Source organism: Leucobacter insecticola (assembly GCF_011382965.1).
In the GTDB taxonomy this organism is placed as follows: Bacteria; Actinomycetota; Actinomycetes; order Actinomycetales; family Microbacteriaceae; genus Leucobacter; species Leucobacter insecticola.
Genome location: NZ_CP049934.1, coordinates 2,333,425 through 2,357,870, shown reverse-complemented (window position 1 = coordinate 2,357,870; position 24,446 = coordinate 2,333,425). Strand labels below are relative to the sequence as shown.

Genomic DNA, 24,446 nt, shown 5'->3' with positions numbered 1-24,446 from the left:
CGCCCGATACAGTGGTCCTGATACCCTCCCGACGCATTCGCGTGCACTTTGGACAGGAAAGTAAAACGACGTGACCGACCAAACAGTAGGTGCGCCGGCTACTCGTCAGCGCCGACCCTCCCCGCTCGCCATCACCATCGTGATTGTTGTGCTCTTGATCATCGGCTTCCTTGCGGCTGCTTCAGTGTTCACTGAAGTGCTGTGGTATCGCCAGGTCGACTATTTCCCCGTGCTCACAACGCAGTGGATCGCGGCGGGTGCGATGTTTATCATTGGCTTCCTCGCCATCGCCGTCCCCGTGTTTTTGGCGATTGATATCGCCTATCGAAAACGACCGGTGTACGCGCGCCTGACAGCACAACTGGATCGCTACCAAGAGCTCTTTGAGCCGCTGCGTCGCCTCGTGAAGTGGGCGCTGCCTACGCTGGTCGGTGTCTTTGGGGGATTCAGCACGGCCGCCCAGTGGCAGCAGATTCTTCTCTGGATGAACAGCGAGCCAACGGGCAAGACCGATGCGCAGTTCGGGATCGACATCTCCTTCTATCTCTTCGACCTTCCCGTGTTCCAGGGCATCGTAGGCTTCGCGTCGGCGGTGACACTGATTGCGTTGATTGCAGGTGTCGCAACAAGCTACCTGTACGGGGGCATCTCCTTCTCCGGGCGCGATGTGCGGGTCTCAAAGGCGACGCGGATCCAGGCCGCCATTCTCGCGACCCTGTACTTGCTGCTGCAGGCCGCAAGTCTGTGGCTCGACCAGTACCGCACGGTGAATGACCCGAATGGGCTGCTCACCGGCGCCATGTTCCAAGACGTGCATGCGGTGATCCCGGGCAAGCAGATCCTCGCTGGAATTGCGCTGATCGTCGCCGTGCTTTTCTTAATCACCGCCTTCACGGGCAAATGGCGGCTCCCGGTCATTGGCACCGCCCTCCTTCTCATTTCGAGCATTGTTGTGGGGATCGGGTATCCATGGGCTGTGCAGCAGTTCCAGGTGAAGCCCGACGAGAAAAGCCTTGAGTCCGAGTACATTGACCGGAACATTGCGGCCACCCGCGACGCCTTTGGCGTGGACAACGTTGAGGTGCAGCGCTACGACGCGGTGACCGACGCGGAGCCCGGAGCTCTCCGAGACGATGCGGTGGCGACCTCGAACATTCGCATTATGGACCCGGAAGTCATTTCCCAGACTTTTGCCCAGCTCGAGCAAAGCAAGCAGTACTACACCTTCCCGAAATCTTTGAACGTGGACCGCTACGAGATCGACGGTGCAGTTGAAGATACGGTGTCGGCGGTGCGCGACATTGATATTTCGCGTCAAGAGGGTTGGTATAACCGGACCCTCGTGTACACGCACGGCTACGGACTGGTCGCGGCCTTTGGCAATCAGCGTTCACCCGGCGGTGAACCTGTGTTCCTCGAGAGTGGGATCCCAACGAGCGGCAAACTTGGAGAGTTTGAACCTCGCGTGTACTTCGGCATGAATTCGCCTGAGTATTCAATTGTGGGCGGTGAGCGTGCCAAGCCGATCGAACTTGATTTCCCGGCGGACGCCGAAAGCAAGGCGGAAGCGACTGCGGAGGCTGACTCCGAAACGGCCGAAGAAAAGGCTCCCGAGGAAGCCTCAGGTAGCAAGCAGAACCTCACCACCTTTGACGGCGACGGCGGCCCCGAGCTGAGCAATATCTTCGTAAAGCTTCTGTACGCGTTGAAGTTCCAAGATATGGAGGTGCTGCTCTCTGGTGCCGTCGTTGATGGATCTCAGATTCTCTACGATCGCAACCCCATTGATCGTGTGCAGAAGGTTGCGCCATACCTCACGCTCGATGCTGCACCTTACGCGTCGGTGGTCGACAACAAGGTTGTCTGGATCATTGACGGATATACCACCTCAAACCAGTACCCCTACTCGGAGCAGAAGGATCTGAACGAGGTTACGGTTGACGCCGACAACGATCGGGTCAGCCTGATGGCGAAGCCGGTGAACTACATTCGCAATTCCGTGAAGGCAACGGTCGACGCATATGACGGAACGGTAACGCTTTACGCATGGGACACCGAGGATCCGATCCTCAATGCCTGGAGCAAGGTGTTCCCAGGGACCTTGAAGGACGTCTCAGAGATGAGCGGGGACCTGCTCAGCCACGTTCGCTACCCAACCGACCTATTCAAGATCCAGCGCGAGGTATTGAGCAAGTACCACGTCACCGATGCGGGTTCGTTCTACTCCGATGAAGACGCTTGGCGCACACCGGACGACCCGGTGGCCGCGACCGGCAATGGAACGACCGCCCTTGCACAGCCGCCATATTACCTGACGCTTTCGGCCGGAGTTGGAGTGGAGCCGAGCTACTCGATTTACTCGACGTACATTCCGGATGCGCGGGGCGAGGGTGCGAGGGATATTCTGACCGGCTATTTGGCCGCAGACTCCAATGCTGGATCCGAAGCCGGCAAGGTATCGGACAGTTATGGTTCCCTCAAACTTCTTACTCTGCCAAAGGGCAATACGATCCCCGGCCCTGGTCAGGTCCAGAATAGTTTCAACACTGACCCGAAGGTGTCGACGGAGCTGAACTTGCTGCGTCAAGGCGAGACCAGTGTCATCAGCGGAAACCTGTTGACGCTCCCGGTTGGTGGCGGGTTGCTATATGTGCAGCCGGTCTATATCAAGGCGAAAACCGGCACCAGTTTCCCGCTTCTGCAGAAGGTGCTCGTATCCTTCGGTGACCAGATCGCGTTCGAGAACACCCTCGATGGGGCGCTGGACGTCCTTTTCGGCGGCAATTCCGGAGCGAGTGCCGGTGACGGTGATGCGGCGGGAGGGTCCGATTCGGGTACCCCTGGCGATGGTTCTGGAGCGTCTGATGGCGAAGCCCCTGGTACTAAGACAGGTTCGAGTACGGTGTCTGATGCGACCATTCAAGCGGCGCTGCGTGACATGCAAAGCGCCATTCAGGATCGTGACAAAGCACTCAAAGCTGGCGATTGGAAAGCCTACGGTGAGGCCGATGCTCGACTTGAAGCTGCCGTGAAAGCCGCCCTCGGGACTGAATAGCTCGCGGTAGAGACTGAAGCCTGATGTCCTTATAAAGATTCCTGGTGTAAATACCAGCCAAGTGTCGTATAATTTCGGAACACTCGTTGTTTTGGAACTACGTTTCTTGGGGAGACGCCATTGGGTGAGTAGGTAGGGGATAGGTTTCTGTCGGCGAATGCTCGGCAGGATCCCACTGTGGCTTACTCAAAAACAGTGTGGCTGTGCGTTATTCCTGGACTTCGTGTCGTTTTATTCGATACAGGTAAAGGAACGAACATGAAAAAGTCAGCGAAGGCCGCGATTGCAACTGGCGCGGCGGCGGTACTCCTCCTCGGCTCAGCAGGCACCCTCGCCTACTGGAACGACACGGCAACGTTGAGTGGACAAAACGCGATCACGGCGGGTGATTTGCAGCTCACGACCACAGGCACCCCGACGTGGAAGATTCAGCACACGAACGGCACCGAGTCGACCGTTTCCAATATCGCTTCCGTGCGACTGGTCCCGGGCGACAAACTCACCTACTCTTTTCCTGCGTCAATCAAGGCACAGGGCCAGAACCTGCGGTTCAAGGTCGGGCTCACGGGCGACTCGATCACCCTTCCCGCAAACCCGACGGCGGCTGACAAGGCCCTTGCCGACCAGCTGGAGCTGAGTGCAGAGTTTGATGTGGCCGGGGCAACAAAGGTTTCGGGGCAAACAAACACGTTTGAACACAAGAAAAACGTTGCGACCTCATACGTCACGACCATCACCGCAACGATCACCTGGCCGTTTAATGAGCCGGCGGCGAAAGACAATCTTGCGGTCACCGGGCAGGTGAATCTTTCGAACTTTTCGATCAACGTCACCCAGGTCGACGGCTCGCTCTAGGGGCCTCGCTCGCGAGGCTTGCGCTGCGTGCCTCGCGTTCTCACAAGAGAGTCGGTGAATTGCTGTGATATCGAATGGGATGCGGACAGGTCGCGCTATTGGCGGGCCGCGGACGGCAGGGCTGCGCGCGGGGTCGCTGTGTGTCGCCCTGATCTCGACGGCGTTCGCAACGGTGCTCGGTTTGAGCTCGGTCGGGGGCACCTACGCGTGGCTCAACGCGAGTGCCCCCGCCCCCGGTGCAACGGTGCAGGCTGGGTCATTTGGGCTGGAGATCAACGGCGCAGTATCCACCTCGCTCGGGTCCTGGGTGCCGTCTCCGGAGACTCCGGCAGTGCGGGCATTTAACGTCTCAAACACTGGCGACGCCCCCGCTCTGCTCGAGGCCCAGGTGAGTCGCAACACCGAGGAACACCTGTTCGACTATGCCCTCGCCACCCTCACCCCGGTCGCCGGGGCCGAGGCGTGTGAGGCCGGTCTGGGGGTGCCTTCCCCGCTGCCGGAATTCACGACACCAGCGAGCTGGTTCAGCTTGCCCGTGGGTGAGACGCGGTGGTTCTGCCTTGAGATTGGGCTGCGCGCTGATACGCCCTACTCCGTCAACGGCGACTCGGTTCAATTTAAGCTCACCGTGAGGGGGGATCAAGATGCCGGGTAAGCGGATGGCGCGACGCCGCTCCTCGCTTGCCCGGCAGCGTATCCCGATCATTACCGGGCTGGCGGCGTTTCTGATCGCGATGAGTAGCGGCGGGGCGTTCGCCTTTTGGAGTGCTCAGGCAACCGGTGAAGGGGAGATCTCGACAGAGGTTGTCACCATCGAGGAGGAGGGCTTCTCCGACATGTCGGCGGTGTACACCACTGGCAAAAACGCCGCCACCGCCTCGTTTCTTGTCAAGAACACGGGCAGCATCAAGGGAGACGCCGAGATCCACATCACCGCGGCGGGCCCGCTTGCCGAGGGACTCAAACTCGTGGTCTGGGAGATCGGGCCGCAAGACCCCTGTGATGCCGAGACACACGCGCCCGGCACCGCAGCACGCGGAACGTGGGCGGCACCGCCCAGCTTGACTCGACAGCTCGAAGCAGACGAGGAAGCGAGCTACTGCCTTCATTCGTACGTGATGAATTGGGCGGACGTGGCAACCCCGGACGGTACCCAGTCCTTCACCGCTGAAATGATGGTGTCACTGGACGCGAAGGGATGGCACGCTGAGACGACGCCATCCACGAACACGCAAGAGACCCAAGGCGCGTTTCCACCAGCCCCCGACTTCTTTGATCCGAAGGTGTCGCGCTGGTTCCAAGTGAAGACACCACAAAACCAGTACGTGTGTCTTGCGGCGTATGTGAACTACACATCGCTGTACGGGAGTTCCATTCACACCTACAACTGCACCAGGAATGCGACCAGGCGCTGGGAGTTCATTCCCGTGTACGGGACAGACCAGTCGCTCGTCACGATACGTCCGCGCCACGCGCTCTTGGCGCGCTTGAGTGAGAACCCCGGTGGCCGGTTGACGCTGATAGATTCGCGCTTCGGGCTGAGTCTCTTCCAGCAGTGGATCGTGCGGGAAGACAGTAGCACTGTCCCCTCGACCTTCCAGTTTGAGAATGCGGGATCCGGCGCCTGCCTGAATGTGCAAGCAGTGCAAGGGCCGACCCCGTTGACAACGCTGCCCTGTGATAACGCTTCGACGAGACTGTATTTGGAACGGGACCAACTCGAACTCCTCTTCAACCCGTGGACCGAAAGGTATTCGATCGATTTCGCAGGCGTGGCGTTCTATTTCAACGCGCGCCTCCAAGTGTGGGATTCCGGTTCCTGGACCGATGTATCTCTTGCCGGGCAGAACGACACCACAATGAGTCTTCCGCTCAGCAACATCCCTATGGGGGAAAACACCTACAGAGTCACCGATTGGGCCGCCAATCTCGTCCTCTACGACAACATCATCATCAACCGCGAGGGGAACACCCTGACCGCTGTTGGCGGGTTCGGGTAATCATGACCACTGTGACAGAAATCTTGCGTGCGGCGCCGCTGTGGCGGCGACGGAAACACCCGTTGCGGCGTTCTGGCTGGAAGCTGGCGTTCACCGTCGTCTTGACTCTCGGCGGTGTCGCGGCCGCTGGTGTACCAGCGGCGTTTGCGGCCGCCAATGGACTCATGGTGTCCACGGACGGCGTCAACTACGAGCCCGGTCGCTCGCTGTCAATGTTTGAGGAGATTGAGCGGATCGTGCCCGGAGATGTCGTGCATGATTCCGTGTGGGTCCGCAACGACTCCGCGATCCTGGCACGATTACGCATCGACGTGACTCAACCAGATACTGACTCGCCGGAGCTTGCGGCCGGCCTGGTGCTCTCCGCGGAGATCGAGGGCACGGCAGAGGGGAAACCGCTACCGCTGTATCAGAGCATCGAAAACGGGGTGTGTACGGTGCTCGCAAATGGAATCCTCCTTGATCCCGGCGAGAGTAAACGGCTCGACTTCCAGTTGCAGGTGAGTCCCGGGCTCGATCACCGCGCGGGCGTGGTCGGGACGACCCACTTTGCGGTGCGCGGACTGCTGGAAGACGTCGTGGTGCCCGATGAGACCGTCCCTGGCGGGAAGTGTCTGGCCTCCGGTGGCGGTGGGAACGGCGGTGGTGGGAACGGCGGCGGTGGGAACGGCGGTGGCAACTCGCACGGCGGAAACTCGAATCGTGGCGTCTGGCCGTTTGTGTCGCTCACGCGTACCGGAGCAACCTCGTCGCTGTGGCTGCTCGGCCTCGCGGGCATCTCGATCATTGGCGGCGTTGGATTTGGGCTGCGAGCTCGGCGCAAGCAACGGTCAGTCGCGAGCGCTCCGGACATCACTCCCGGATCCATTGATGCAGCAGACGCGCGGGCCGAACGATCATGACCGGGCGGCACAGCGCAGGAGAGGGGCGAGGAAGGGATGCCCTCGGAGCTCTCGGAACCGGGATCATGACAGGGATCACGCTACTGTTTGCCGGAGTATTGCTGCTCGCGGTGGTGATCCCCGCGCTGACGGGCTCGACCGCGCTGACGGTGCGGACCTCGTCTATGGAACCCGGATTCCCTCCGGGCACGATGGTTGTGGTGCGGCCGAGCGAGTTCAGCAAGATCGAACCCGGAACGGTTATCACGTACCAGCTTCGAAGCGGTGAGCCGACCTTGGTGACTCACCGGGTGAGCCAGCGGCAGGAACTGGCTGACGGCACGGTGGTGCTCGTCACCAAGGGCGACGCGAACCCTGTGCCAGACTCGATTCCCATCATTGAGAAGCAGGTGCGCGGCACGCTGTGGTACGCGATCCCATACGTCGGCTGGGTGACCTCATTCTTTACTGGCCAGACGAAGTCGATGGTGACCATGCTGGTCATCGCCGCGTTGCTGGCGTATGCCGCATGGATGGTGGTCTCCGATGTTCGCGACCGACGTCGCCGAAAGACCGGCATTGCTCGTCCACAGGGCCGTTTCTGGGAATAGGGTCCGAGCTCAGTGTTGTCGAGTCTGACGTCGCTTCAGCCGCAGTTACTCTTGAAAGTGCTGTTTCCAAAATCCAACAGCCCCTGAGCTGGAATCCCAGATCAGGGGCTGTCTTTCGTTGCGGGGCAGGATTTGAACCTACGACCTCCGGGTTATGAGCCCGGCGAGCTACCGAACTGCTCCACCCCGCGGCACAAGAAGCAACACTATCACGGATCGTCGGAGTTCGCGAATCGAGGCCACTCCCATGCCTGTGGATAGCGCCTGCAATATTTCTTCGTGAGCAAGAGCATTGGAACGCGGACGGATGGTCCTCCGCTGCGGAGTAACAAGGGCGCTGCTCTTTATCCGCGACTTGCTGAACGGGGCGAAGATGACCGATATAACACACAGAAGCTTGATCCAACGCGGGGGCGCGATTGAGGGGAGAGGCAGCAACCGTGCCTCCTCGGCAGGTTCGAGAACGCGCACCGCGACACTGTTGTTCGGAATGCTACTGGCCACCATCGTTGCCGCAGGATTGTTGCTGGTGCCCGCCGTGCCCTCGCAAGCGGCTGGGCATGGGCCGGGTTTCGTAATTAATGGCGTCTTCGTGGGGAGCTACATTACTTCAACCAATGGATCGAACGCCTACTGCATTGAACCAGACGGGGCTAATCCGGGAGCCGAGGTGCCTGCCCAGCAGATACAAAGTCTGCGGGGCTATCTCATGCAATCAACTGGACACTGGGTCGCTCCGTATGTCGACACCGAGGGGATACGAAGAATCAATTACATCATTTCGACCTACGGAGGAGTCGGCCCCGGCTCGGGGTGGCAGAGCGAACAGGCTGCTGCCGTGGCGCTTTCTATTTGGGCCATCCGGGGAGTCGAAGACGCGGTGGTTGCTGACTGGGTGGCGGCGCTCCGGGCGCGAGCTCCGCAGCACGTACGGGCCCTCGTCGACCGTTTCATTACGGAAGCCTATGAGCGTGCGCTGCCGGCTGTGGTCGAAGCTCCGCCCGCTCCGGAGCTCATTTGGATGGACGCGGCTACGGCTACTTTGACACTTCCCGCGGGGTATGAAGTGGCGCGCATTGAATCTGGTGGACAGTTCGTGACGGCCTCGGACCCCGACGCTTCATACGGAGACGGCAACAGAACCATTGCCTTCAAGAATGAGGCCAGTCACACCGTGACGCTTGAGCGGATACCGGAGGAAGGATCTGCCCGCACAGAACCTGTAGTGGTCTCGGCAAACTGGTCTCGGGAGGCGACCGGCTGGCCTTCTTGGCTGTGGGGGTTTCAGCCTGCGGCGAGCGACACGGATCAACTGCTGATTGCTGCTGCAAAACCGGAGACCATCTCAGATTCGGGTGTGTGGCGCACTGATTCGGTCGCTGAGCTGCCGTCGCCGTTCAAACCTGTTGTGCGCACCAGCGTGCTCGAAGCGAAGCTGCGTCCAGGCGACCCTTACATCGATCGAGTGGAGTTCGGCCTGGCTGAGGGAAGCAGCCCTTGGCCACGCTTCCTGAAAGACGGGGAGTGGAAGTTTCGGACGGTGAGGGGTGTTGGGACGCTATATGGGCCGTTCACGGAGCCGCCCGTGCAGAGTGAAGCCTTGCCGATGGATCAAGAGCTTCCGATTGTGGGAACCGCGCTGATTGATGCCGACCGAGGCCCGGGAAGCTATGAGGCAAGGATTGAGGCCGAGACAGATCCGAGTAGCGGATATTACACATGGGTATGGAACATCAGCGTGGCTGAGCAGGGCCCGGAGATTTTGACGGGCGACGCCGCCGAATGGCACCTGGACCCCGAGTACGTATTTCAGGACTCCTTTGGGATTCCCGAGGAGACGCATGTGCGTCCCATGTCACTCACGATCAGCACTGCACTGGCAGCGCATGATCTGGTCCCAGGAGAAACAACACACGATGTGATCAACGTGGAAACCGGTCCCGGAACTTGGCTCACGCAGCAAGGTCTCCCGGTACCTGTTGTGCTGAGGGCCACGGTGTATCGCACCGACGGCAACCCCGTTCGTGCGCCGAAAGCTCCCGCTGGTGCGGAGGTGATTTCGGTGAGAACGATCACCGCGCGGGCCCCGGGGGAGCAGACTCCTGTGGAGGTCACGGCTCCGAGCGACGGCAGGGGTGGGTTGACCGTGCAGGTGTGTGTTGTGGCAGAAGATCAGGAGGAAACCGTGCGGGAGATTGTTGAGGAAGGCTGTGACGACTGGGGGATTCCCGAGGAATCTGCGCGTCTCAGGTTGCCGGAATCCAACGAGGAGCCTGCGCCTCCCACGCCGTCCGTTGTTGAACTGCCAAAGACAGGCGAGGCATCGCTCATGGGGTCGGGGATCGGCGGGTTGCTCCTGCTCGCATCCGCCGGCACGATGTTTTGGGTGAGGCGATGTGCCGAAAAGAGGCCGGTGTGGCCCGCTGAGGTACGTGAGTCCGGGGAGGCTTAGCGATGCTCGCATCACTGAAAACCGGAAAAAGGCTGCGGGTCCGCAGAGGTTATGCAGCCCCTCCAAATATAATTCATAGGCACGGGCGGCAGACTACTTCTATACGAAGGGAGCCCCATGACCAATACTCCAAACCAAGACCCATCAGCCTCGGCACCGGAAGAGGGTGCTGTGGATCAAACGACTCCGTTGAGCCCGCAGCCGATTTCGGAGCCGTCGACCGAGCAGCTTCCAGGGGGTGTTCAGCCTGGCGTTGCACCGATGGGACAGGACGCACAGCCAAACGTTGCGCCGGCGTATTCGCCCGCGCCGCTACCGGTTCACGAGCCCCTCCAAGGCGCTGGTGGCTATTCCACACCGCAGCCGGGTGGAATGCAGAGCGGGTATCCTTCATTCCCAGCACCTCAGCAGCAGCCACAGGGAGTTGCGGCTCAGCAGGCCTTTCAGTCGACACCGCCATCTCAGCCTGCGCAGCCTGAACAGGGCAGCTCTGCTCAACCAATGCAGCCTGAACATGTCGCGTTCCAGCAGCCAAGCGCTCAACTCTCTGATGCTCAAGTATCTGCACAGCCCAAAAGTCGTAGTGGGGCGCTCCTTGCCGGCCTCGCGGTAGGTGCACTCATTGGTGGAATTGTGGGCGGCGGTGTCGCGGCCGTGGTCGCTTCGAACGTCTCTTCACCCTCAGTCGCTCAGGGCGGCGGCACGCTGACCCTGAATAACCCCGACAGTGCAACGACTGTTTCCGGCGTTGCCGCGGTTGCCACGCCGAGTGTAGTGACTCTTGAGGTCACGGGGTCTGGGGCAAGCGGCTCTGGATCGGGCGTCATCTACAGTGAAGATGGATACATCATCACCAATGCCCACGTGGTGACACTCAACGTGGCAGGCAATGACAACGCCGAAATTCGTGTAAAGCTCAGTGACGGGCGCATTCTCGACGGCGCGCTCGTTGGTTACGATCCCTACGCTGATATCGCCGTGGTAAAGGTCGAGGCAGAGTCTTTGCCTGCGATTACCGTGGCAGATTCCTCCGAACTCAATGTGGGTGACCTCACGGTCGCTATCGGGGCACCCTTGAACCTCCAAAATACCGTAACGAGCGGTGTGGTGAGCGCGCTCGACCGCGGTATCTCGGTCGGCAGCCAGTTGCTCCCGCAGGAGCCCTCCCAGTCGCAGGAAGGTGAGGGTGGCTTGACGCCCTGGGACTTCCGCTTCGGTAACCCGAACCAGGGGCAACCAGAGGCCCCGCAGCAGGCCGCGGGCGGAACGGTGACGCTTCCGGTTATCCAGACCGACGCTTCCATTAACCCGGGCAATTCGGGCGGTGCGCTGCTCAACAGCGATGGGGAACTCATCGGCATTAACGTCGCCATCGCGTCCACTGCGGGCTCCAGCGATACCGCGGGAAGTGTCGGTCTCGGCTTCGCGATTCCCTCGAACCTCGCGCAACGGGTGGCCGATGCACTGATCGCAGGGGAGCGTCCCTCGCACGGGCTGCTCGGCGCGTCGGTCGCAGATTCGAGCCTCGCAACGAACGAGTCGCGTGACGTGTCAGGCGGGCTCATCATGGAGGTCTCACCCGGTGGCGCCGCCGAGAAGGCGGGTCTGCGCAAGGGTGACGTGATCACCGCAATTGACGGAGTACCCGCGGCAGATGGTACCTCGGTGTCGGCGCTTGTGCGGGTCCACCCCGGGAACTCGACGGTGACGATCGAGTACTCGCGCAACGGGAAGATTCAGGAGACCGAGGTAACTCTGGGGAATCTCTCTGAATAGTCGCTTGTCGTCTTTGTCGTAACTTGCAGTATCGAAACGCCGTGGCGCGGCCCGCAGGGGCTCATCCACGGCGTTTCGTGTCAGATGGCCTACAGTTGTGACAATGAACAATGACGGATTCCGCTTTGCGCGGGGCAACCTCGCGAAGGTACTTGCTCTCCCGAAATACGTGCTCTCCGTGCTCGTGTCATGGTGTGTTCCTCGCAGCGAGAATCGTTGGGTCTTCGGCAGCGGCCTCGGAGTCGGTGAGGGGGCACTCGAACTCGCGCGGCAGCTATCCCGTGAAGATCCTGACGCAAACATCGTCTGGCTCGTAGCGAACGACGCAGAGGCAGAAGCTGCAAGTGAGGAAGGCTGGCGGCCGATCCGGCGCCAGAGTGCGGCGGGATACTGGGCGACCCTCCGCGCGAGATGGGTCGTCGTCACCCACGGGCTCGGTGATGCAAACCGTTTTGGCATCATTGGCGCCACCGTGGTGCAGCTGTGGCACGGAGCGCCATTGAAGCGCCTACACCTTGATTCGCCGGTGACAACCGCCCTGCGCGGGCCAGCCCTTTTACGAAGGCTGCTGCGCCGGATGTATCTTGCTGGCAGCCGTCAGGTCGACCTCTACGTCGCGGGTTCCCCCCTTGCGGCGGATCGCCTGCGTTCCGCATTCCGAGTGGCCCCGGCAAGGTCAGAGTGCTCGGAGACCCCAGAGATGACACGCTTGCACGCCAGGCGGCCGAGCCAGGGCTTGCCGCCGAGGCTCGTGCGCGGATTTGTGGCCTGGTCGAAGGGGCGGGCGGAGTGATCCCGGACGACGCGAGCATCGTGCTTTACGCGCCAACGTGGCGCGACGGTGATCCGGACCCCGCGGAGCCCACCGCTGATGAAGCCGCACGGATCACTGCCGCACTCTCCCAAGCCAACGCGCACCTGCTCGTGCGTTCTCACCCGCTCGGGAGCGGTGCGTACGAGAGCTTGCTGGGCGAGCGGGTACATCCCTTCGGATCCGAGCTGCTACGCGACATCACGCCGCTGCTCGGCGGTATCGACACGGTTATCACTGACTACTCGTCGATTGCGCTGGACTTTTCCCTGCTGGGGCGTCCGATAATCTGGTTTGCCCCGGATCTTGAAAGCTACGAGAATTCGCGCGGCCTGTACGAGCCCCTCGCGGTAACCAGCGGGGGTCGTATCGAACGCAGCTGGGATGGCGTCGCCGAGCGGCTTATCGACCTCGCTTCCGGTGGTCCGAGCGTGCGTGCCGCGTTGGCCGACTCGCGCAGCCTCGCGAATCGTTTTCACAGTTACCCGGAGGGCGGTGCAGCCGCACGCGTGCTCGCGCAGATCCGCACGCTGCGGCTCCCAGACCGCGAGCTCGTTACACCCGGCTCGGTCTTTTTTGAGAGCTTCTACGGGCGTCAGGTCAGCTGCAATCCCTTCGCCATCGACCGCGAGATCGCAGCGCGGTGTCCTGAAGTCACCCGCTATTGGAGCGTGACGAGTGAGCGACAGGCGGTGCCCGACGGGGCGATCCCGCTGCTCGTTGGTGGCCGAGAATGGTTCGCCGCCCGCCGTACCGCAAGACTGTTGGTGGTGAATGACTGGCTGCGATACGGCTTCAAACGTCGGCGAGGCCAGACTGTATTGCAGACCTGGCACGGCACCATGCTGAAACATCTCGCGCTTGGCAGGCCGAACGTGAGCCTGCGCACGCGTCTCGCGATCCGCAGGGAGAGCCGCCGCTGGAGTCTGCTGCTGTCGCAGAACCCGCACTCGAGCGAGCAGTTTCGCACGAACTACGCCTTCCGGGGCGAGATTCTCGAACTCGGCTACCCGCGCGATGATCGGCTGGCCCGCGCGGTCGTGGGTGATGGCCGCAACCCCATTGATGTGATGCGCGCGCGTGCGGTGCTGGGTGTGGACCCCGAAGCCCGGGTGTTGGCGTACGCACCGACCTGGCGTGACGGCGGGATCACGCTGGTCGACGATCTGAAGGTGCAGCAGCTCGCCGAGGAACTGGGCGAAACGTGGACGGTCGTGGTGCGCGGGCACACACGCACCCACGCCTTTGGGCGCTACGGGGGAGCCGTGGATCGCGTTATCGATGCCTCGCAGCATCCGGATGTCAATGACGTGATCCTCGCCGCGGATCTGCTTGTCACGGACTACTCCTCGATCATGTTTGACGCCGCGATTGCCCGCGTTCCCCAGCTCTTTTTTGTGCCCGATCTCGCGGCCTACCGCGATCGGGAGCGCGGCTTTACCTTCGATTTCGAGCGAGATGCGCCCGGGCCGATCCTGACCGCGCGCGAAGAGGTTGTGGCGCACGCCCGCGAATTCGCGCAGCACGGCCGCGATGCCCAGTGGCTGCGTGACACAGAGGAAGCCGCCGCTGCGTGGCGCCTTCGCTTCGCCCCCCACGACGACGGCCACGCCGCAGAGCGGGTCGTTTCTGCCCTCATCGATCGCCGCGCGCTGCCAGGCGGCCAAGAACGTTAAGCGCGAGACCGATCAACGACCCGGCCGCCGCCGAGCGTAATGCCGCGAAGAAATCCGGTGCCCCAGCTCACGTGCATCGTGATAAGGGTAACTGCCGTCAGGATCCGGTCGGCGACGCCGCGCTGTTCCCGGATCCGGATCGTCGCAAACACGATCCCGGCGACATACCCCGCGAGCGGGAGGAGTAGGAGTGACCACCACGATGCCCAGGGCAGCGCGCCAACGCTCAGCAGCACGAGTGCGACGAGGCTGAGTGCGAGAAACACCACCAGGGCGCCCGGGGCAAAGAAGCGCCACGGGTTTGCGCGGCCGTATTTGCGCACGAGCACGGCACGCCAGGTACCGGTTGCGAAAAACTGCTTTCTCAGGTCGCTGAGACTTGCGCGAGGCCAGTAGGTGACCTGAAGTGCCGGAGCAAACCAGACTATGCCACCCGCGCGACGGATGCGGAGGTTGAGTTCCCAGTCCTCTCCTCGCAAGATGGCAGGATCGTAGCCGCCGACCGCGTCGAGCGCTTCACGTCGAAAAATGCCGAGGTAGGCCGACTCTGCCGCTCCGGGAGTGCCGTCACCGTGATAGGCGCCGCCGCCGAGTCCGTAGGGGCTGTTGTAACCTCGCGCAATGGCTCGTTGCACCGGAGAACGCCCGGCGGCCCGCATGATCCCACCGACGTTTGCGGCTCCGGTTTCGCGCAGCGCGGAGACCCCCAGGCTCGTGTAGTCCGGTGTGAGCTCGGAGTGGGCATCGACCCGGATGACAACGGGGTGCTTGCTCGCCGCGATGGCAAGATTGAGTCCGGCCGGGATGTCGCGCGCCGGGTTTTCGACGAGGCGCACACGATGATCCTCGGCCGCGATCTTCTTGGCGATCTCTGAACTGCGATCCCGAGACGGGCCGAGTGCCAGCACGATCTCCTTTTCTCCCTGATACTCCTGGGCCAGGATCGTGCGCACTGCCGCCTCGAGGAAGCCCTCTTCGTTCAGCACTGGCATCACGTAGCTGACAGCCGGGCGTTCTGGAAGCGGAGAGAGGATCACCCCAGCATCTTCCCACATCCCAGCAGATATCCTTACGGGATGCAGTTGGTGACGGATGGTAAACGTGCGGTGCGCTTGGCGAAGCGCGTACTCAAGGGACGGCGTGCATTTTTTGATCTTCGTGCGCTGCTTGAGGCGCGGGGACCGCTGCGGGAAAACCACTATCGAATCGGCGTGTACTTCGCCGATAGCGACGTCAACATTTACCAGATGCGGCAGTGGTATGCGCCGCTGAAAGAACTCTCAAAAACCTGGCCTGTGCTTGTGCTCGCCAGGAACGCGGCGGGCGCGAGGATGCTGATTCAAGAGAGTGGGCTCGACATTGCCTTCGTGCCGAAGATCACCGATATTGAAGAGCTGGTCGAAGCACAACATCTTGATGTGATCCTCTACGTGAATCAGAACACGCGCAATTTCCAGATGATGCGCTACGGCAACCGCTGGCACGTGTTCGTGAACCACGGTGAGAGCGACAAGATGTACATGACGAGCAACCAGCACAAGTGCTACGACGTCGCGCTGGTTGCTGGGGATGCTGCGAAGGCTCGGCTTTCGCAGGCGCTCTGGAACTATGACGTTGAGCAACGCACGATCCCGATTGGCCGTCCGCAGAGCGACCATTTGAGTGGGGAGCCGCCGTTCACGCCTGATGAGCGCACGGTTGTGCTCTACGCTCCCACCTGGGAGGGCGACAGGCCCGCTGCGTGCTACGGATCCGTGGCCACCCACGGTGAGAAGCTGGTGAGTGCGCTCCTCGCGACAGGTACGCACCGGGTCGTGTACCGACCGCACCCGAGAAGCGGGGTGATTGACGCAAAGTTCGGTGAGGCAAACAAGCGCATCATCACGATGATCGCTGAGGCGAACCAGCGCGATGTCAAAGCCCAGCACGTCTATGATGATTCTCCGGCGCTCGGCTGGCAGTTGAGCCTGCCCGATGTTGCGATCTGCGACATTTCGGCGATGGTCTATGACCGTCTTGCGACGGGCAAGCCGCTTCTCGTGACGAAACCGGTTGCCCCCGAAGCCTCGGTCGATGAGGGCGGATACCTCAGCGTCTGCGAGTGGCTCGACGCGGGATCAGCTTCAGAGATTGAGCGCGAGATTGTGCGGTTGATTGCCGATGATGAGGTGCGCGATCGGATCACAACCTGGTCACAGCACTACTTCGGAGACACCTCACCTGGCGCGCCGACCAAGCGGTTCCACGCGGCCATCGAGACGCTTCTTGAGCGTGCGGAGCGGCAGCGTTCGGAAGTATAGCTTGTAAGCCGCTTACGCCGGGTGATCGCTGTTGTAGCGCTCGATGACCTCTTCGATCGGGCCGTCGAGTATGAGGCGCCCGCCGTTGAGGTAGAGCCCGCGCTTGCAGAAGCGGCGCAGATCCCGCTCGTTGTGCGACACGAGGAAAAGGGTCCTGTTCTCGGCGAGGAGCTCCTCGATGCGCGCGTAGCACTTGACACGGAACGCCCGGTCGCCGACGGCGAGCACCTCGTCAACGAGCAGCACCGGCTCATCCAGCTGAGAGACGACCGCAAACGCGACGCGTACTTTCATGCCGCTTGACAGGTGTTTGAACGGGGTATCGACGACCTCGGCGGCACCGGCAAAGTCGATGATCGCGTCGAAGCACTCGGAGATCTTCTGTTTGCTCAAGCCGTGCAGCCCGGCGGTGAGTTGCACGTTGTCACGCACCGTGAGATCCCCGACGAAGCCGCCGGTGAGTTCGATGAGGGGTGCCACGCCGGCGCGGACACTGACGGTGCCCTCATCGGGGAACAGCACCCCGGCCACGAGCTTCAAAAGTGTCGATTTGCCCTGGCCGTTGCGTCCGACGACGCCGATGGCCTCGCCGGGACGCACATCAAATGACACGTCTCTGAGCGCCCAGAACTCGCCGGGGCGAGAACGCCTGGTTCCGCCGGAGAAGAGATCCTTAAAGCTGCGGCGGGATCCTCGGTTGCGGCGAAATCGCACACCGAGGTCTTTCGCGGTGATAATCGGCTTCGTGAGTGATGCTGTCTCGTTCACGTCACAGCTCCTTCAATACGCCACCGATTGAGCGCTTAAACACCCAGAATCCAATGGCAAGAATGACGACGGTTTCCGCTGCTGAAGCGCCTACAAGCGCCCAGTTGAGCTGATCGGAGAAGAACCCCGATCTAAACAGGCCAAAGATGCCTGAGAGTGGGTTGATCCAGGCGAGCGGCTGGGCGAACGCCGGGAGGTCTGAAGCGCCGTAGATGATGGGTGAGGCGTAGAAGAATACTCGCAGCAGGAGTTTCACGGCGCGTTCAAGATCTCTAAATAGCACCACGAGCGGGGCGACGATCAGGCCGATCCCAAAGGTCAGCGCCGCGAGCATCACCACGCCCAAGGGGAAGAGCATCAGCTCCCAACCCACTTTCGCGCCGGAGAACACGGCGAAAACAATCAGTACGGGCAGGCTCAGGAGAAATTCGATCCCCTTTGAACAGATGATGCGCCCCACCCAGATCCAGCGAGGCATCGCCACTGACCTGACGAGCCTGACATCACGCAAGAATGCTCGCGCCGAATCGGAGACGGCGCCGTTGAACCAGACCCAGGGGAGGAGCGCCGTCAGCAGGAACACGATGTAGGGCGCCTTGCCCACACCCCGGGAGAATACCTGTGTGAAAACGAACCAGTAGATCAGGCTCATCAGCAGCGGATCGAGAATCGACCACACGTATCCGAGGAACGAGGTGGAGTAGCGGACTTTCAGGTCGCGCTTCGTGAGCAGCCACAGCGATGACCACGCACTGGCGCGTTGGGGGCGGTGCTCGGGGGATAAGTTCACATAGCCATTCTGCCGCTTTTGTCAGTCTTGGGTGTGTACACACCGAGAGCGCGAGGATTTGCTAAATTAGATGGGTGCCGCCTGAATCTCCGTCAACCATGTCTGCATCCGAGTCCAACACAGACTCGACGTTGAATGAACCGGTTTTGGAGACAACCCACACCTCGATCCCTGCCGGAGCCCCAAGAGTGCGGCCGAGCCGCGCCGAGGTGAACCCTGAGCGTGGCGGCGGATCCGTGGCTGAAGATCAGGGCGCCGGTGCGGAAGATCCTGCGCAGGCAAGCACTCCAAACAGGTCGCCACGCACAGGTCGCATTCAGGTTCCGGTCCCTTCCGTCGTGCGCGCGAGGGAACGCGGCCGCATTGCCGAGCAGAATCCGGTCGTGTTGCGCACCGAGATGCTGACCAAGATTTACGGCTCACTGGTCGCTGCGAACGAAGTTTCGATGGAGGTGCACGCGGGATCGTTCACGGGAGTGGTCGGCCCGAACGGCGCAGGAAAGACGACCACCCTCTCCATGATCACCGGTCTGCTGCGTCCCACCTCCGGGCGAGTGACCGTAAGCGGCGTCGATGTGTGGTCTGACGGGCCTGCAGCCAAGCGCTTGATTGGTACGCTGCCTGACCGGCTGCGGTTGTTTGACCGTCTGACCGGCGCCCAGCTGCTCTACTACTCGGGGGTACTGCACGGCGTGTCCGCGGCTGCGGTGTCGCAGCGTTCCGCGGAGCTCGCTGAGGCCTTTGGATTGGAATCCGCGCTCGGTCGTCTTGTTTCAGACTACTCGGCGGGCATGCAGAAGAAGATCGCGCTTGCCTGCTCGATGATTCACGCGCCAGAGGTTCTCGTGCTCGATGAACCGTTTGAAGCGATTGATCCGGTGTCCGCATCAAACGTCACCGAGATTCTCGAGAAGTATGTGGGTGGTGGAGGAAGCGTGGTGATGTCGAGTCACAGCCTCGACCTTATCCAGCGCATCTGCGACCACGTGACGATCATCGTTGACGGCAGCGTGATCGCCCAGGGCACCGTCGATGCGGTCCGAGACGGCATGAGCCTTGAAGAACGTTTCGTTGCCCTCACCGGAACCAGCGAATCGAAGAAGGGACTCGAGTGGCTGCACGGCTTTTCCGACTCCGCCTAGCGCTACTGGGAAGTGAGTTCCGTGGATCATTCGTACGGGGTCTGCGCACCACGCTGTTGCTATTGGTCGCTGCCGCAGCTGCAGTGGCTCTCGCTTTAGTGCCGGAATGGCTGGCACGAAATGCCGCGGAGCGAGCCGTCATCGACGTGATCGTCGGATGTACGGTGCTGTGCGTTGTATTTCTGGTGCCGTTTTTCGATAACCGACAGAACCTCGAGACGAAACAGTTCGCAAGTTACCCGGCTTCGCCAAGTTCTATCGCACTCTCGCTGCTCGTTACGTCGTGGGTGAGCTGGCCGTTTTTGTTGCTTCTCGTGTGGCTTGTCTCTCTCGGGATCCTGCGCCCCGAATGGAGTGAACCCGGGTGGATCGCGCCCTGCGCGCTCGGACTCGCCGGGATCCTCGCCCTCTGTGGTGTTCGCGTGATGTCGGGGCTGTCGAAGTTAATCGCGGGGCCGCGCTTTGCTGGCGCGCTCCGAACCACCGGAGCGGTGCTGCTCGTGGCTTTTCTCCCTCTTGCCGTGTTCGCCGGTGCGACCGCTTTGGGGAGCAACGGGGGCGCTGCGATGGAAGAGGCCGCTCAGCTACTCTCCTGGACGCCCTTTGGGGCTCCTTTTGCGGCACTGAACTCGGCTGCCGCTGGCGACATGAGTGCGGCGCTGGTGTACCTCGGCATTCTCGGCGGCACCATCGTGTTTCTTATCGCCGTGTGGATCCCCATTGCATGGGTGTCGAACGAGCGCATTGATCGCCCCGGACAGCGCGGCATAGCAAGAAATGAGCTCGGCTGGTTCGAACGCTTTTCTGCCCGCCCCGCGCAGGTGATTGCGGCAAGACAGCTCACCTACTGGGCTCGGGATCCTCGGTACCGTGTAGCGCTGTTCGCGATCCCGATTGCGCCCATTTTTATGCTGGTGGCCTTCTGGATCGCGGGCGCAGACCTCACCGCTCTGGCCCTCGTGCCACTGCCGGTGATCCTGCTGCTTCTTGGATGGTCGCAGCACAACGATGTTGCGATGGATTCCACCGCGATCTGGGAGCATGTCTCAAGCGGCATACGCGGCCGGGCTGATCGTGCGGGTCGTCTCGCACCGGTTCTCATGCTGGGGATCCCGCTTGCGCTCGTCGGCTCAAGTATTACGGTGACGGTGCTCGGCGATTGGCGAGTGTTGCCAGCGGTCATCGGCCTGAATATCGCAGTGCTGCTTGTTGGCTCCGGCGTATCGAGCTTGTTCTCGGTGATGATGCCGTATCCCGCCACGCGACCGGGGGACAGCCCGTTTGTGCAGCCGCAGTGGGCTGGATCCGGGTCGGGTGCATCTCAGACGCTTTCTATGCTCCTTGCGCTGGTGCTCGTCGCGCCCGCGGCATGGTTCTCGGTGATGGCGATCATTAATGTTGAGCTTGTTGAGAATATTTGGGCGCTCTTCTTTGGGATTGGCTACGGGGCGCTGATCCTCGTTCTCGGCACGCTCATCGGCGGCTGGATCTTCGACCGGAGCGGGCCAGAACTGGTTGCGGTTACCCAGGTATTTGACTAGTTGCTTGGGCTAGTCTTCCCGCCCGCCGTCATTCTGCGTTCGCTTGCGAATCGCAGAATCCTCGCCCCCGCTAGGGCCGTACACCCACCGGCCACTTGGCCCCAAAATATCGTTGATATTCCGCCAAATTCTCTAGAACAAATCTTCGAAACATGCGATAATAGAAGCATGGAATCACCGACGATCACCCTCACACCGCTCGCCCCCGGCGAGCGTGCAGGGAGCGCCGATTTTGGTGATTCAGGCGGCGTTGGTGTTGGCCGTTCTGCTGGTCTTGAGGCCGTGTTCGCTGCGGTCGCCGATCAACTCGATAGTGCACTCGCCCCGGGCGAGGTTCCTGGCCTGTCTGATGCTGAGGTGGTGTCGGGTTTGATCGCGGTCGAATCGTTGCAGCGGAAGCTTGCCGCGCTGCAGCTCACGCTCGCCGCGGCCGCAGATACTCGCAGCCGTGACCGGGTGCCTGATCTGGCGCTCGCGTCCGTGTACGGATGCAAGAACGCGGTCGAACTGTTGCAGCGCACCACGCTCGTGTCTGCCAGCACCGCAAGACAGCGGATCCGGGTCGGCCAGACCGTGGTCCCACGGAACGGGTACAGTCTCGGCATGCTGCCACCCCAGCACCCGCATCTCGCTGCGGCCCTTGAAGACGGTGCGCTCGGCATCGAGTCTGCGGTATCGATCGCGGGGATGCTTGACCGGGCGGGTAAACGCCCCGGGAGTTCCCCTGAAGCGCTCGATATTGCCGAGCGTGAACTCGTTACCGCCGCCACCGAGCCCGTGTTGCCGTTGCATGCGGATCAGACGCGGGTGCAGTGTGGGGTGTGGGAACAGTTCCTTGACCCCGACGGCACCCTGCCCGACGAAGAGGCCGCGTTCATGAGGCGGGGGTTCCGGTTCGGGAAAGAACGCGGCGGACTTGTGCCGGTGTCCGGGGCGCTCGTACCGGAGGCTGCGGCGCTGCTTGCGAGACTGTTTGACAGTGTGAACTCGCCCAGGACCGATACCAACAGCGATGCCACGAATGGTGAGACAGGTTCGGGTAGTTCAGGTCATTCAGGTCATTCAGGTAGCTCGGTGCGGTTTGTCCCGGTCCCCGAAAGCATCGACACCGACACCGACACCGACACCGATACCGACAGTGACAGTGATGCTGCACCCACTGATACGGCTCGTACCCCGGATCAGAAACGTCACGACGCGCTCGCGATCCTCCTGGGGACCGCGGCCCGGCATCCGGAGACGCCGTTGTTGGGTGGTGCTCCGGTGACGGTGCTGGTGCAGGTCACTGACACGGACCTCACTGCTACTGATTCCAGCGCGGCTTCTGCCCGGCTGCACGACCACAACGGTCTCCTCGTCCCCGTCTCGATGAGTGCCGCACGCCACGCGGCCTGCGCGGGAGCGACCCAGCGCATCACTCAAGACGCTCGTGGCAGGATACTGGGCCTTGAATCGCCGAGTCGGGTGTTTACGCCGCATCAGCGGCGCGCGATCACTCTCCGAGATGGTGGCTGTGTGATCCCGGGCTGTAATACTCCGGCTTCGTGGTGCGAGATCCACCACGTCACCGAACACGCCCAGGGTGGGCCGACCCATACCGATAATGGGGTGCTGCTGTGTTGGTATCACCATCGCAGTCTCGACACGAGCGGCTGGCAGGTCCGCATGAGCGACGGCGTCCCAGAAATACGGGCACCGAGATGGCTCGACCCCGAGCAGCGGTGGCGACCTCACCATCCGCCGGGCAAACTCAAACTCGCGGCATAGGTCGCGGGATATGGAGTGCGAAGAAGCGGTATGAATGGTCAGAAAGGGTTTGAGAAGATGATTGCGTTTGAGTCGTGAGGCTGATCCATTTGATATTCAAGCCGTACAGCGGGTACTTGAGGAGATTGAGGATGCCTTCAACGGGAAACGATGATTCAACTACAACTCGAGAAGACAATGAGTTCTGTGCCACGCTAGTTGAAGCGGTACCGGCTCTAGCTTCATTGTGGGATGAGCATATGAATGACCAGTTTGAAGAGCCGCTCCCATATGTGTTTCTGGCGGACGTTGCGGGGTGGGCGGAAGCCAATGTAGTCGAGGACGAGGTCTCTGTACGAAGTATACTCTCAGTGCTAAACGAGGGGCTTGACGAAGGGGAGGGAGACGTTCCTAATCTCATTGCGGTCGGTTTCGTGGAAGCGCTTCCTGGTGCTACGCCTCTTCTGCCTTTGGCGAGTGGGTCGCTAAAGGCATGGATGGATTTCCAATTTGGAATCAGCTCAGTTCAGCCCCTGCTGAGGGGGCGCTAGCTCCGGTTACGCCGAAAGTTGGCTTGCTGGAACCCGGTAACGTGTAAACCGGAGGTAGCCGATGAATGACAGAGAATGCCTCAAAATACTTATTTGGATGGCGGAACAGAAAACGCGGCTGCTCGGCCGAGGGAAACGTGCGATGAGTCTGAGGAATTTTGTATGTCTGCGTTAGTTGTTGATGAGAATACTCGCGGCAATGGTGGTCCGTATGTGCCTGAAGGATTCTGGTCAGGGTATGCGGATGCCGGGTATTGCGGCGCTTCGTTTAATGGCGGTTTGGTGCGCTTCCATGATGATCGGTCCGGGCCGCTGTACCGGGCGCAGGTTTTGGAGGCGTTTCCTGAGCTTCCTTCGCTGGCGGATGTTCTCGCGGTTGATTGGCATGGACGTCAGATTGTAACGAATGGATCTTCTGAACAGCTGTTGCTCGCTGATCCGAGCACGGGCAAGACTGTCGAGTGGTATTCAGTTGAGGAATTTAGCACTGCACTGCGTCTTGATGGTGGTTATGCTGCGCTCAATGGTGAGCTTTTTGATCGGTGGCGCGAGTTTGTGGAACGTCCGGGCGGCCGTCTGCCCTGGGAAGGGGCCGTGGCGTATGCGGTCCCCTTGTATGCCGGGGGAGAATCTGGCGTTGAGTGTCTCGAGTTCACTGATCTTGACGTGCTGTGGGATTTTACGGTCCAAGTCCTTGATCAGGTACGAGATCTTCCACCAGGGACGCCAATCAAGATCAGTATGTAAGTCAGTGGTGCCGGAGAACTACGTGCGAGCGAGTTCACAACCGGGTACACCTCGAAGCAGGGTAAGTCGATTCGTGTCGAGTTTATTGCGGCGTTGGATGAGCGGTGGCAGTCCATGGGGAACTCGATTGCCGCGTGTGCCCTGCAAATTGGTCCGCCAAACGACGTGGGGCCAGGGACTGTCTATCGGGACGCCATAAGGCGAGAGTTCAACGAGGCCATGGACGAGCTTTTTGAGCAAACCCAGCCAGATCTGTATTCGATTGAGCGTTCATCGGTGGTGTAGTCGGAGGCCGCCCAAGACAAGATCCGGGTGCACCCGTTGACATGACGGCTTACAATTGACGCATGCGTACTTTCGAGAATCGTGTTTCTGATCCTGGCAGCGACGGCGCTATCGGGGGTGCCGGCACCGATGTGCTCGACCGTGAGCTCGAAAAGCTACTCGAAGACGAAGCGCACATCGAGGACGGCGACCACGAGCGTTTCTCGCACTACGTGCCCAAAGACAAGATCATAGAGTCAGCGGTCACGGGCAAACCGGTGCGGGCGCTCTGCGGCAAGAAGTGGACCCCCTCGCGGGATCCCGAGAAATTTCCGGTGTGCCCCGACTGCAAGCGCGTCTACGAGCGCATGCGCAAGTAGCCCGCGGCGCTAGTTTCCTGCGCGCGCCCAGACACCCGTCGTGTGTGCGCAGATCGTTCTTATGGCGGCGCATAACGACAAACTGCGCACACACTGTGGG

Annotated in this window: 20 protein-coding genes and 1 tRNA gene; 17 read left to right on the top strand and 4 right to left on the bottom strand. The window is 61.2% G+C overall.

What is annotated here, in order from left to right:
- Positions 1-70 precede the first annotated feature (70 nt).
- The 6 genes from G7067_RS10950 to G7067_RS10925 all read left to right on the top strand — a co-directional run bounded on the left by G7067_RS10950 (position 71) and on the right by G7067_RS10925 (position 7,402).
- The gene (locus tag G7067_RS10950; RefSeq protein WP_205881131.1) at positions 71-3,055 is read left to right on the top strand and encodes a UPF0182 family membrane protein; all 2,985 of its coding nucleotides are present in this window, start codon (positions 71-73) and stop codon (positions 3,053-3,055) included.
- A 258-nt stretch (positions 3,056-3,313) separates the two neighbouring features.
- Positions 3,314-3,910, top strand: coding sequence for an alternate-type signal peptide domain-containing protein (locus G7067_RS10945; protein WP_166324233.1), 597 nt, complete (start codon positions 3,314-3,316; stop codon positions 3,908-3,910).
- A 79-nt stretch (positions 3,911-3,989) separates the two neighbouring features.
- On the top strand, positions 3,990-4,565 hold the full coding sequence (locus G7067_RS10940; RefSeq protein ID WP_166324230.1) for a hypothetical protein: 576 nt from the start codon (positions 3,990-3,992) through the stop codon (positions 4,563-4,565).
- Complete coding sequence (locus G7067_RS10935) at positions 4,555-5,910, top strand: RICIN domain-containing protein (RefSeq protein ID WP_166324227.1); 1,356 nt, start codon at positions 4,555-4,557, stop codon at positions 5,908-5,910. Before G7067_RS10940 ends, G7067_RS10935 begins: the two co-directional genes overlap by 11 nt.
- Positions 5,911-5,912: 2 nt before the next feature.
- On the top strand, positions 5,913-6,812 hold the full coding sequence (locus tag G7067_RS10930; protein WP_166321099.1) for an LPXTG cell wall anchor domain-containing protein: 900 nt from the start codon (positions 5,913-5,915) through the stop codon (positions 6,810-6,812).
- Complete coding sequence (locus G7067_RS10925; RefSeq protein WP_166324224.1) at positions 6,809-7,402, top strand: signal peptidase I; 594 nt, start codon at positions 6,809-6,811, stop codon at positions 7,400-7,402. The genes G7067_RS10930 and G7067_RS10925 overlap by 4 nt, the downstream gene beginning before the upstream one ends.
- A gap of 118 nt (positions 7,403-7,520) precedes the next feature.
- On the opposite strand, the gene G7067_RS10920 is transcribed toward G7067_RS10925, so the two are convergent.
- Positions 7,521-7,593, bottom strand: a tRNA-Met gene (locus tag G7067_RS10920).
- A 299-nt stretch (positions 7,594-7,892) separates the two neighbouring features.
- Between G7067_RS10920 and G7067_RS10915 the strand changes: the two genes are divergently transcribed.
- From G7067_RS10915 to G7067_RS14695, 4 genes are all read left to right on the top strand, one after another.
- Positions 7,893-9,854, top strand: a complete 1,962-nt coding sequence (locus tag G7067_RS10915) for an LPXTG cell wall anchor domain-containing protein (RefSeq protein ID WP_166324221.1) — start codon at positions 7,893-7,895, stop codon at positions 9,852-9,854.
- 501 nt (positions 9,855-10,355) lie between these two features.
- Complete coding sequence (locus tag G7067_RS10910) at positions 10,356-11,630, top strand: S1C family serine protease (protein WP_244301087.1); 1,275 nt, start codon at positions 10,356-10,358, stop codon at positions 11,628-11,630.
- Between the two features lie 103 nt (positions 11,631-11,733).
- Entirely contained in the window at positions 11,734-12,423 is a 690-nt protein-coding gene (locus G7067_RS14700) for a CDP-glycerol glycerophosphotransferase family protein (RefSeq protein ID WP_280115710.1), read from the top strand.
- Entirely contained in the window at positions 12,312-14,117 is a 1,806-nt protein-coding gene (locus tag G7067_RS14695; RefSeq protein ID WP_280115709.1) for a CDP-glycerol glycerophosphotransferase family protein, read from the top strand. Before G7067_RS14700 ends, G7067_RS14695 begins: the two co-directional genes overlap by 112 nt.
- Here G7067_RS14695 and G7067_RS10900 read toward each other — a convergent pair.
- Complete coding sequence (locus G7067_RS10900) at positions 14,114-15,154, bottom strand: glycosyltransferase family 2 protein (protein ID WP_166324218.1); 1,041 nt, start codon at positions 15,152-15,154, stop codon at positions 14,114-14,116. The two genes, G7067_RS14695 and G7067_RS10900, sit on opposite strands and share 4 nt — an antisense overlap.
- A 39-nt stretch (positions 15,155-15,193) precedes the next feature.
- On the opposite strand from G7067_RS10900, the gene G7067_RS10895 reads away from it, so the two are divergent.
- The gene (locus G7067_RS10895; RefSeq protein ID WP_166324215.1) at positions 15,194-16,417 is read left to right on the top strand and encodes a CDP-glycerol glycerophosphotransferase family protein; all 1,224 of its coding nucleotides are present in this window, start codon (positions 15,194-15,196) and stop codon (positions 16,415-16,417) included.
- A 12-nt stretch (positions 16,418-16,429) separates the two neighbouring features.
- On the opposite strand, the gene G7067_RS10890 is transcribed toward G7067_RS10895, so the two are convergent.
- A complete protein-coding gene (locus G7067_RS10890; protein ID WP_205881130.1) occupies positions 16,430-17,185 on the bottom strand; it encodes an ABC transporter ATP-binding protein in 756 nt (251 codons plus the stop codon).
- Position 17,186: 1 nt separating this feature from the next.
- Positions 17,187-17,975: an ABC transporter permease gene (locus tag G7067_RS10885; RefSeq protein WP_166324212.1), complete on the bottom strand. Its 789-nt coding sequence runs from the start codon at positions 17,973-17,975 to the stop codon at positions 17,187-17,189.
- Between the two features lie 98 nt (positions 17,976-18,073).
- On the opposite strand from G7067_RS10885, the gene G7067_RS10880 reads away from it, so the two are divergent.
- The 6 genes from G7067_RS10880 (at position 18,074) to G7067_RS10860 (ending at position 24,346) form a co-directional block, all read left to right on the top strand.
- Positions 18,074-19,117: an ABC transporter ATP-binding protein gene (locus G7067_RS10880; RefSeq protein WP_244301086.1), complete on the top strand. Its 1,044-nt coding sequence runs from the start codon at positions 18,074-18,076 to the stop codon at positions 19,115-19,117.
- Positions 19,087-20,658 (top strand): hypothetical protein, encoded by a 1,572-nt coding sequence (locus G7067_RS10875; RefSeq protein WP_166324209.1) that lies wholly within the window; start codon positions 19,087-19,089, stop codon positions 20,656-20,658. Before G7067_RS10880 ends, G7067_RS10875 begins: the two co-directional genes overlap by 31 nt.
- A gap of 168 nt (positions 20,659-20,826) precedes the next feature.
- Positions 20,827-22,425, top strand: a complete 1,599-nt coding sequence (locus G7067_RS10870; protein WP_166324206.1) for an HNH endonuclease signature motif containing protein — start codon at positions 20,827-20,829, stop codon at positions 22,423-22,425.
- 131 nt (positions 22,426-22,556) lie between these two features.
- Positions 22,557-22,955 (top strand): DUF7674 family protein, encoded by a 399-nt coding sequence (locus tag G7067_RS15280; RefSeq protein WP_425280679.1) that lies wholly within the window; start codon positions 22,557-22,559, stop codon positions 22,953-22,955.
- 162 nt (positions 22,956-23,117) lie between these two features.
- On the top strand, positions 23,118-23,702 hold the full coding sequence (locus G7067_RS10865) for a hypothetical protein (protein ID WP_166324203.1): 585 nt from the start codon (positions 23,118-23,120) through the stop codon (positions 23,700-23,702).
- 347 nt (positions 23,703-24,049) lie between these two features.
- Positions 24,050-24,346, top strand: a complete 297-nt coding sequence (locus G7067_RS10860) for a DUF3039 domain-containing protein (protein WP_166324198.1) — start codon at positions 24,050-24,052, stop codon at positions 24,344-24,346.
- The last annotated feature ends 100 nt before the right edge of the window (positions 24,347-24,446 follow it).

Coding starts and splice junctions, on each gene's coding strand:
- G7067_RS10945 (WP_166324233.1), top strand. CDS start 3,314: ATGAAAAAGTCAGCGAAGGCCGCGATTGCAACTGGCGCGGCGGCGGTA.
- G7067_RS10940 (WP_166324230.1), top strand. CDS start 3,990: ATGCGGACAGGTCGCGCTATTGGCGGGCCGCGGACGGCAGGGCTGCGC.
- G7067_RS10935 (WP_166324227.1), top strand. CDS start 4,555: ATGCCGGGTAAGCGGATGGCGCGACGCCGCTCCTCGCTTGCCCGGCAG.
- G7067_RS10930 (WP_166321099.1), top strand. CDS start 5,913: ATGACCACTGTGACAGAAATCTTGCGTGCGGCGCCGCTGTGGCGGCGA.
- G7067_RS10925 (WP_166324224.1), top strand. CDS start 6,809: ATGACCGGGCGGCACAGCGCAGGAGAGGGGCGAGGAAGGGATGCCCTC.
- G7067_RS10915 (WP_166324221.1), top strand. CDS start 7,893: ATGCTACTGGCCACCATCGTTGCCGCAGGATTGTTGCTGGTGCCCGCC.
- G7067_RS10910 (WP_244301087.1), top strand. CDS start 10,356: ATGCAGCCTGAACATGTCGCGTTCCAGCAGCCAAGCGCTCAACTCTCT.
- G7067_RS14700 (WP_280115710.1), top strand. CDS start 11,734: ATGAACAATGACGGATTCCGCTTTGCGCGGGGCAACCTCGCGAAGGTA.
- G7067_RS10895 (WP_166324215.1), top strand. CDS start 15,194: ATGCAGTTGGTGACGGATGGTAAACGTGCGGTGCGCTTGGCGAAGCGC.
- G7067_RS10880 (WP_244301086.1), top strand. CDS start 18,074: ATGTCTGCATCCGAGTCCAACACAGACTCGACGTTGAATGAACCGGTT.
- G7067_RS10870 (WP_166324206.1), top strand. CDS start 20,827: ATGGAATCACCGACGATCACCCTCACACCGCTCGCCCCCGGCGAGCGT.
- G7067_RS15280 (WP_425280679.1), top strand. CDS start 22,557: ATGCCTTCAACGGGAAACGATGATTCAACTACAACTCGAGAAGACAAT.
- G7067_RS10865 (WP_166324203.1), top strand. CDS start 23,118: ATGTCTGCGTTAGTTGTTGATGAGAATACTCGCGGCAATGGTGGTCCG.
- G7067_RS10860 (WP_166324198.1), top strand. CDS start 24,050: ATGCGTACTTTCGAGAATCGTGTTTCTGATCCTGGCAGCGACGGCGCT.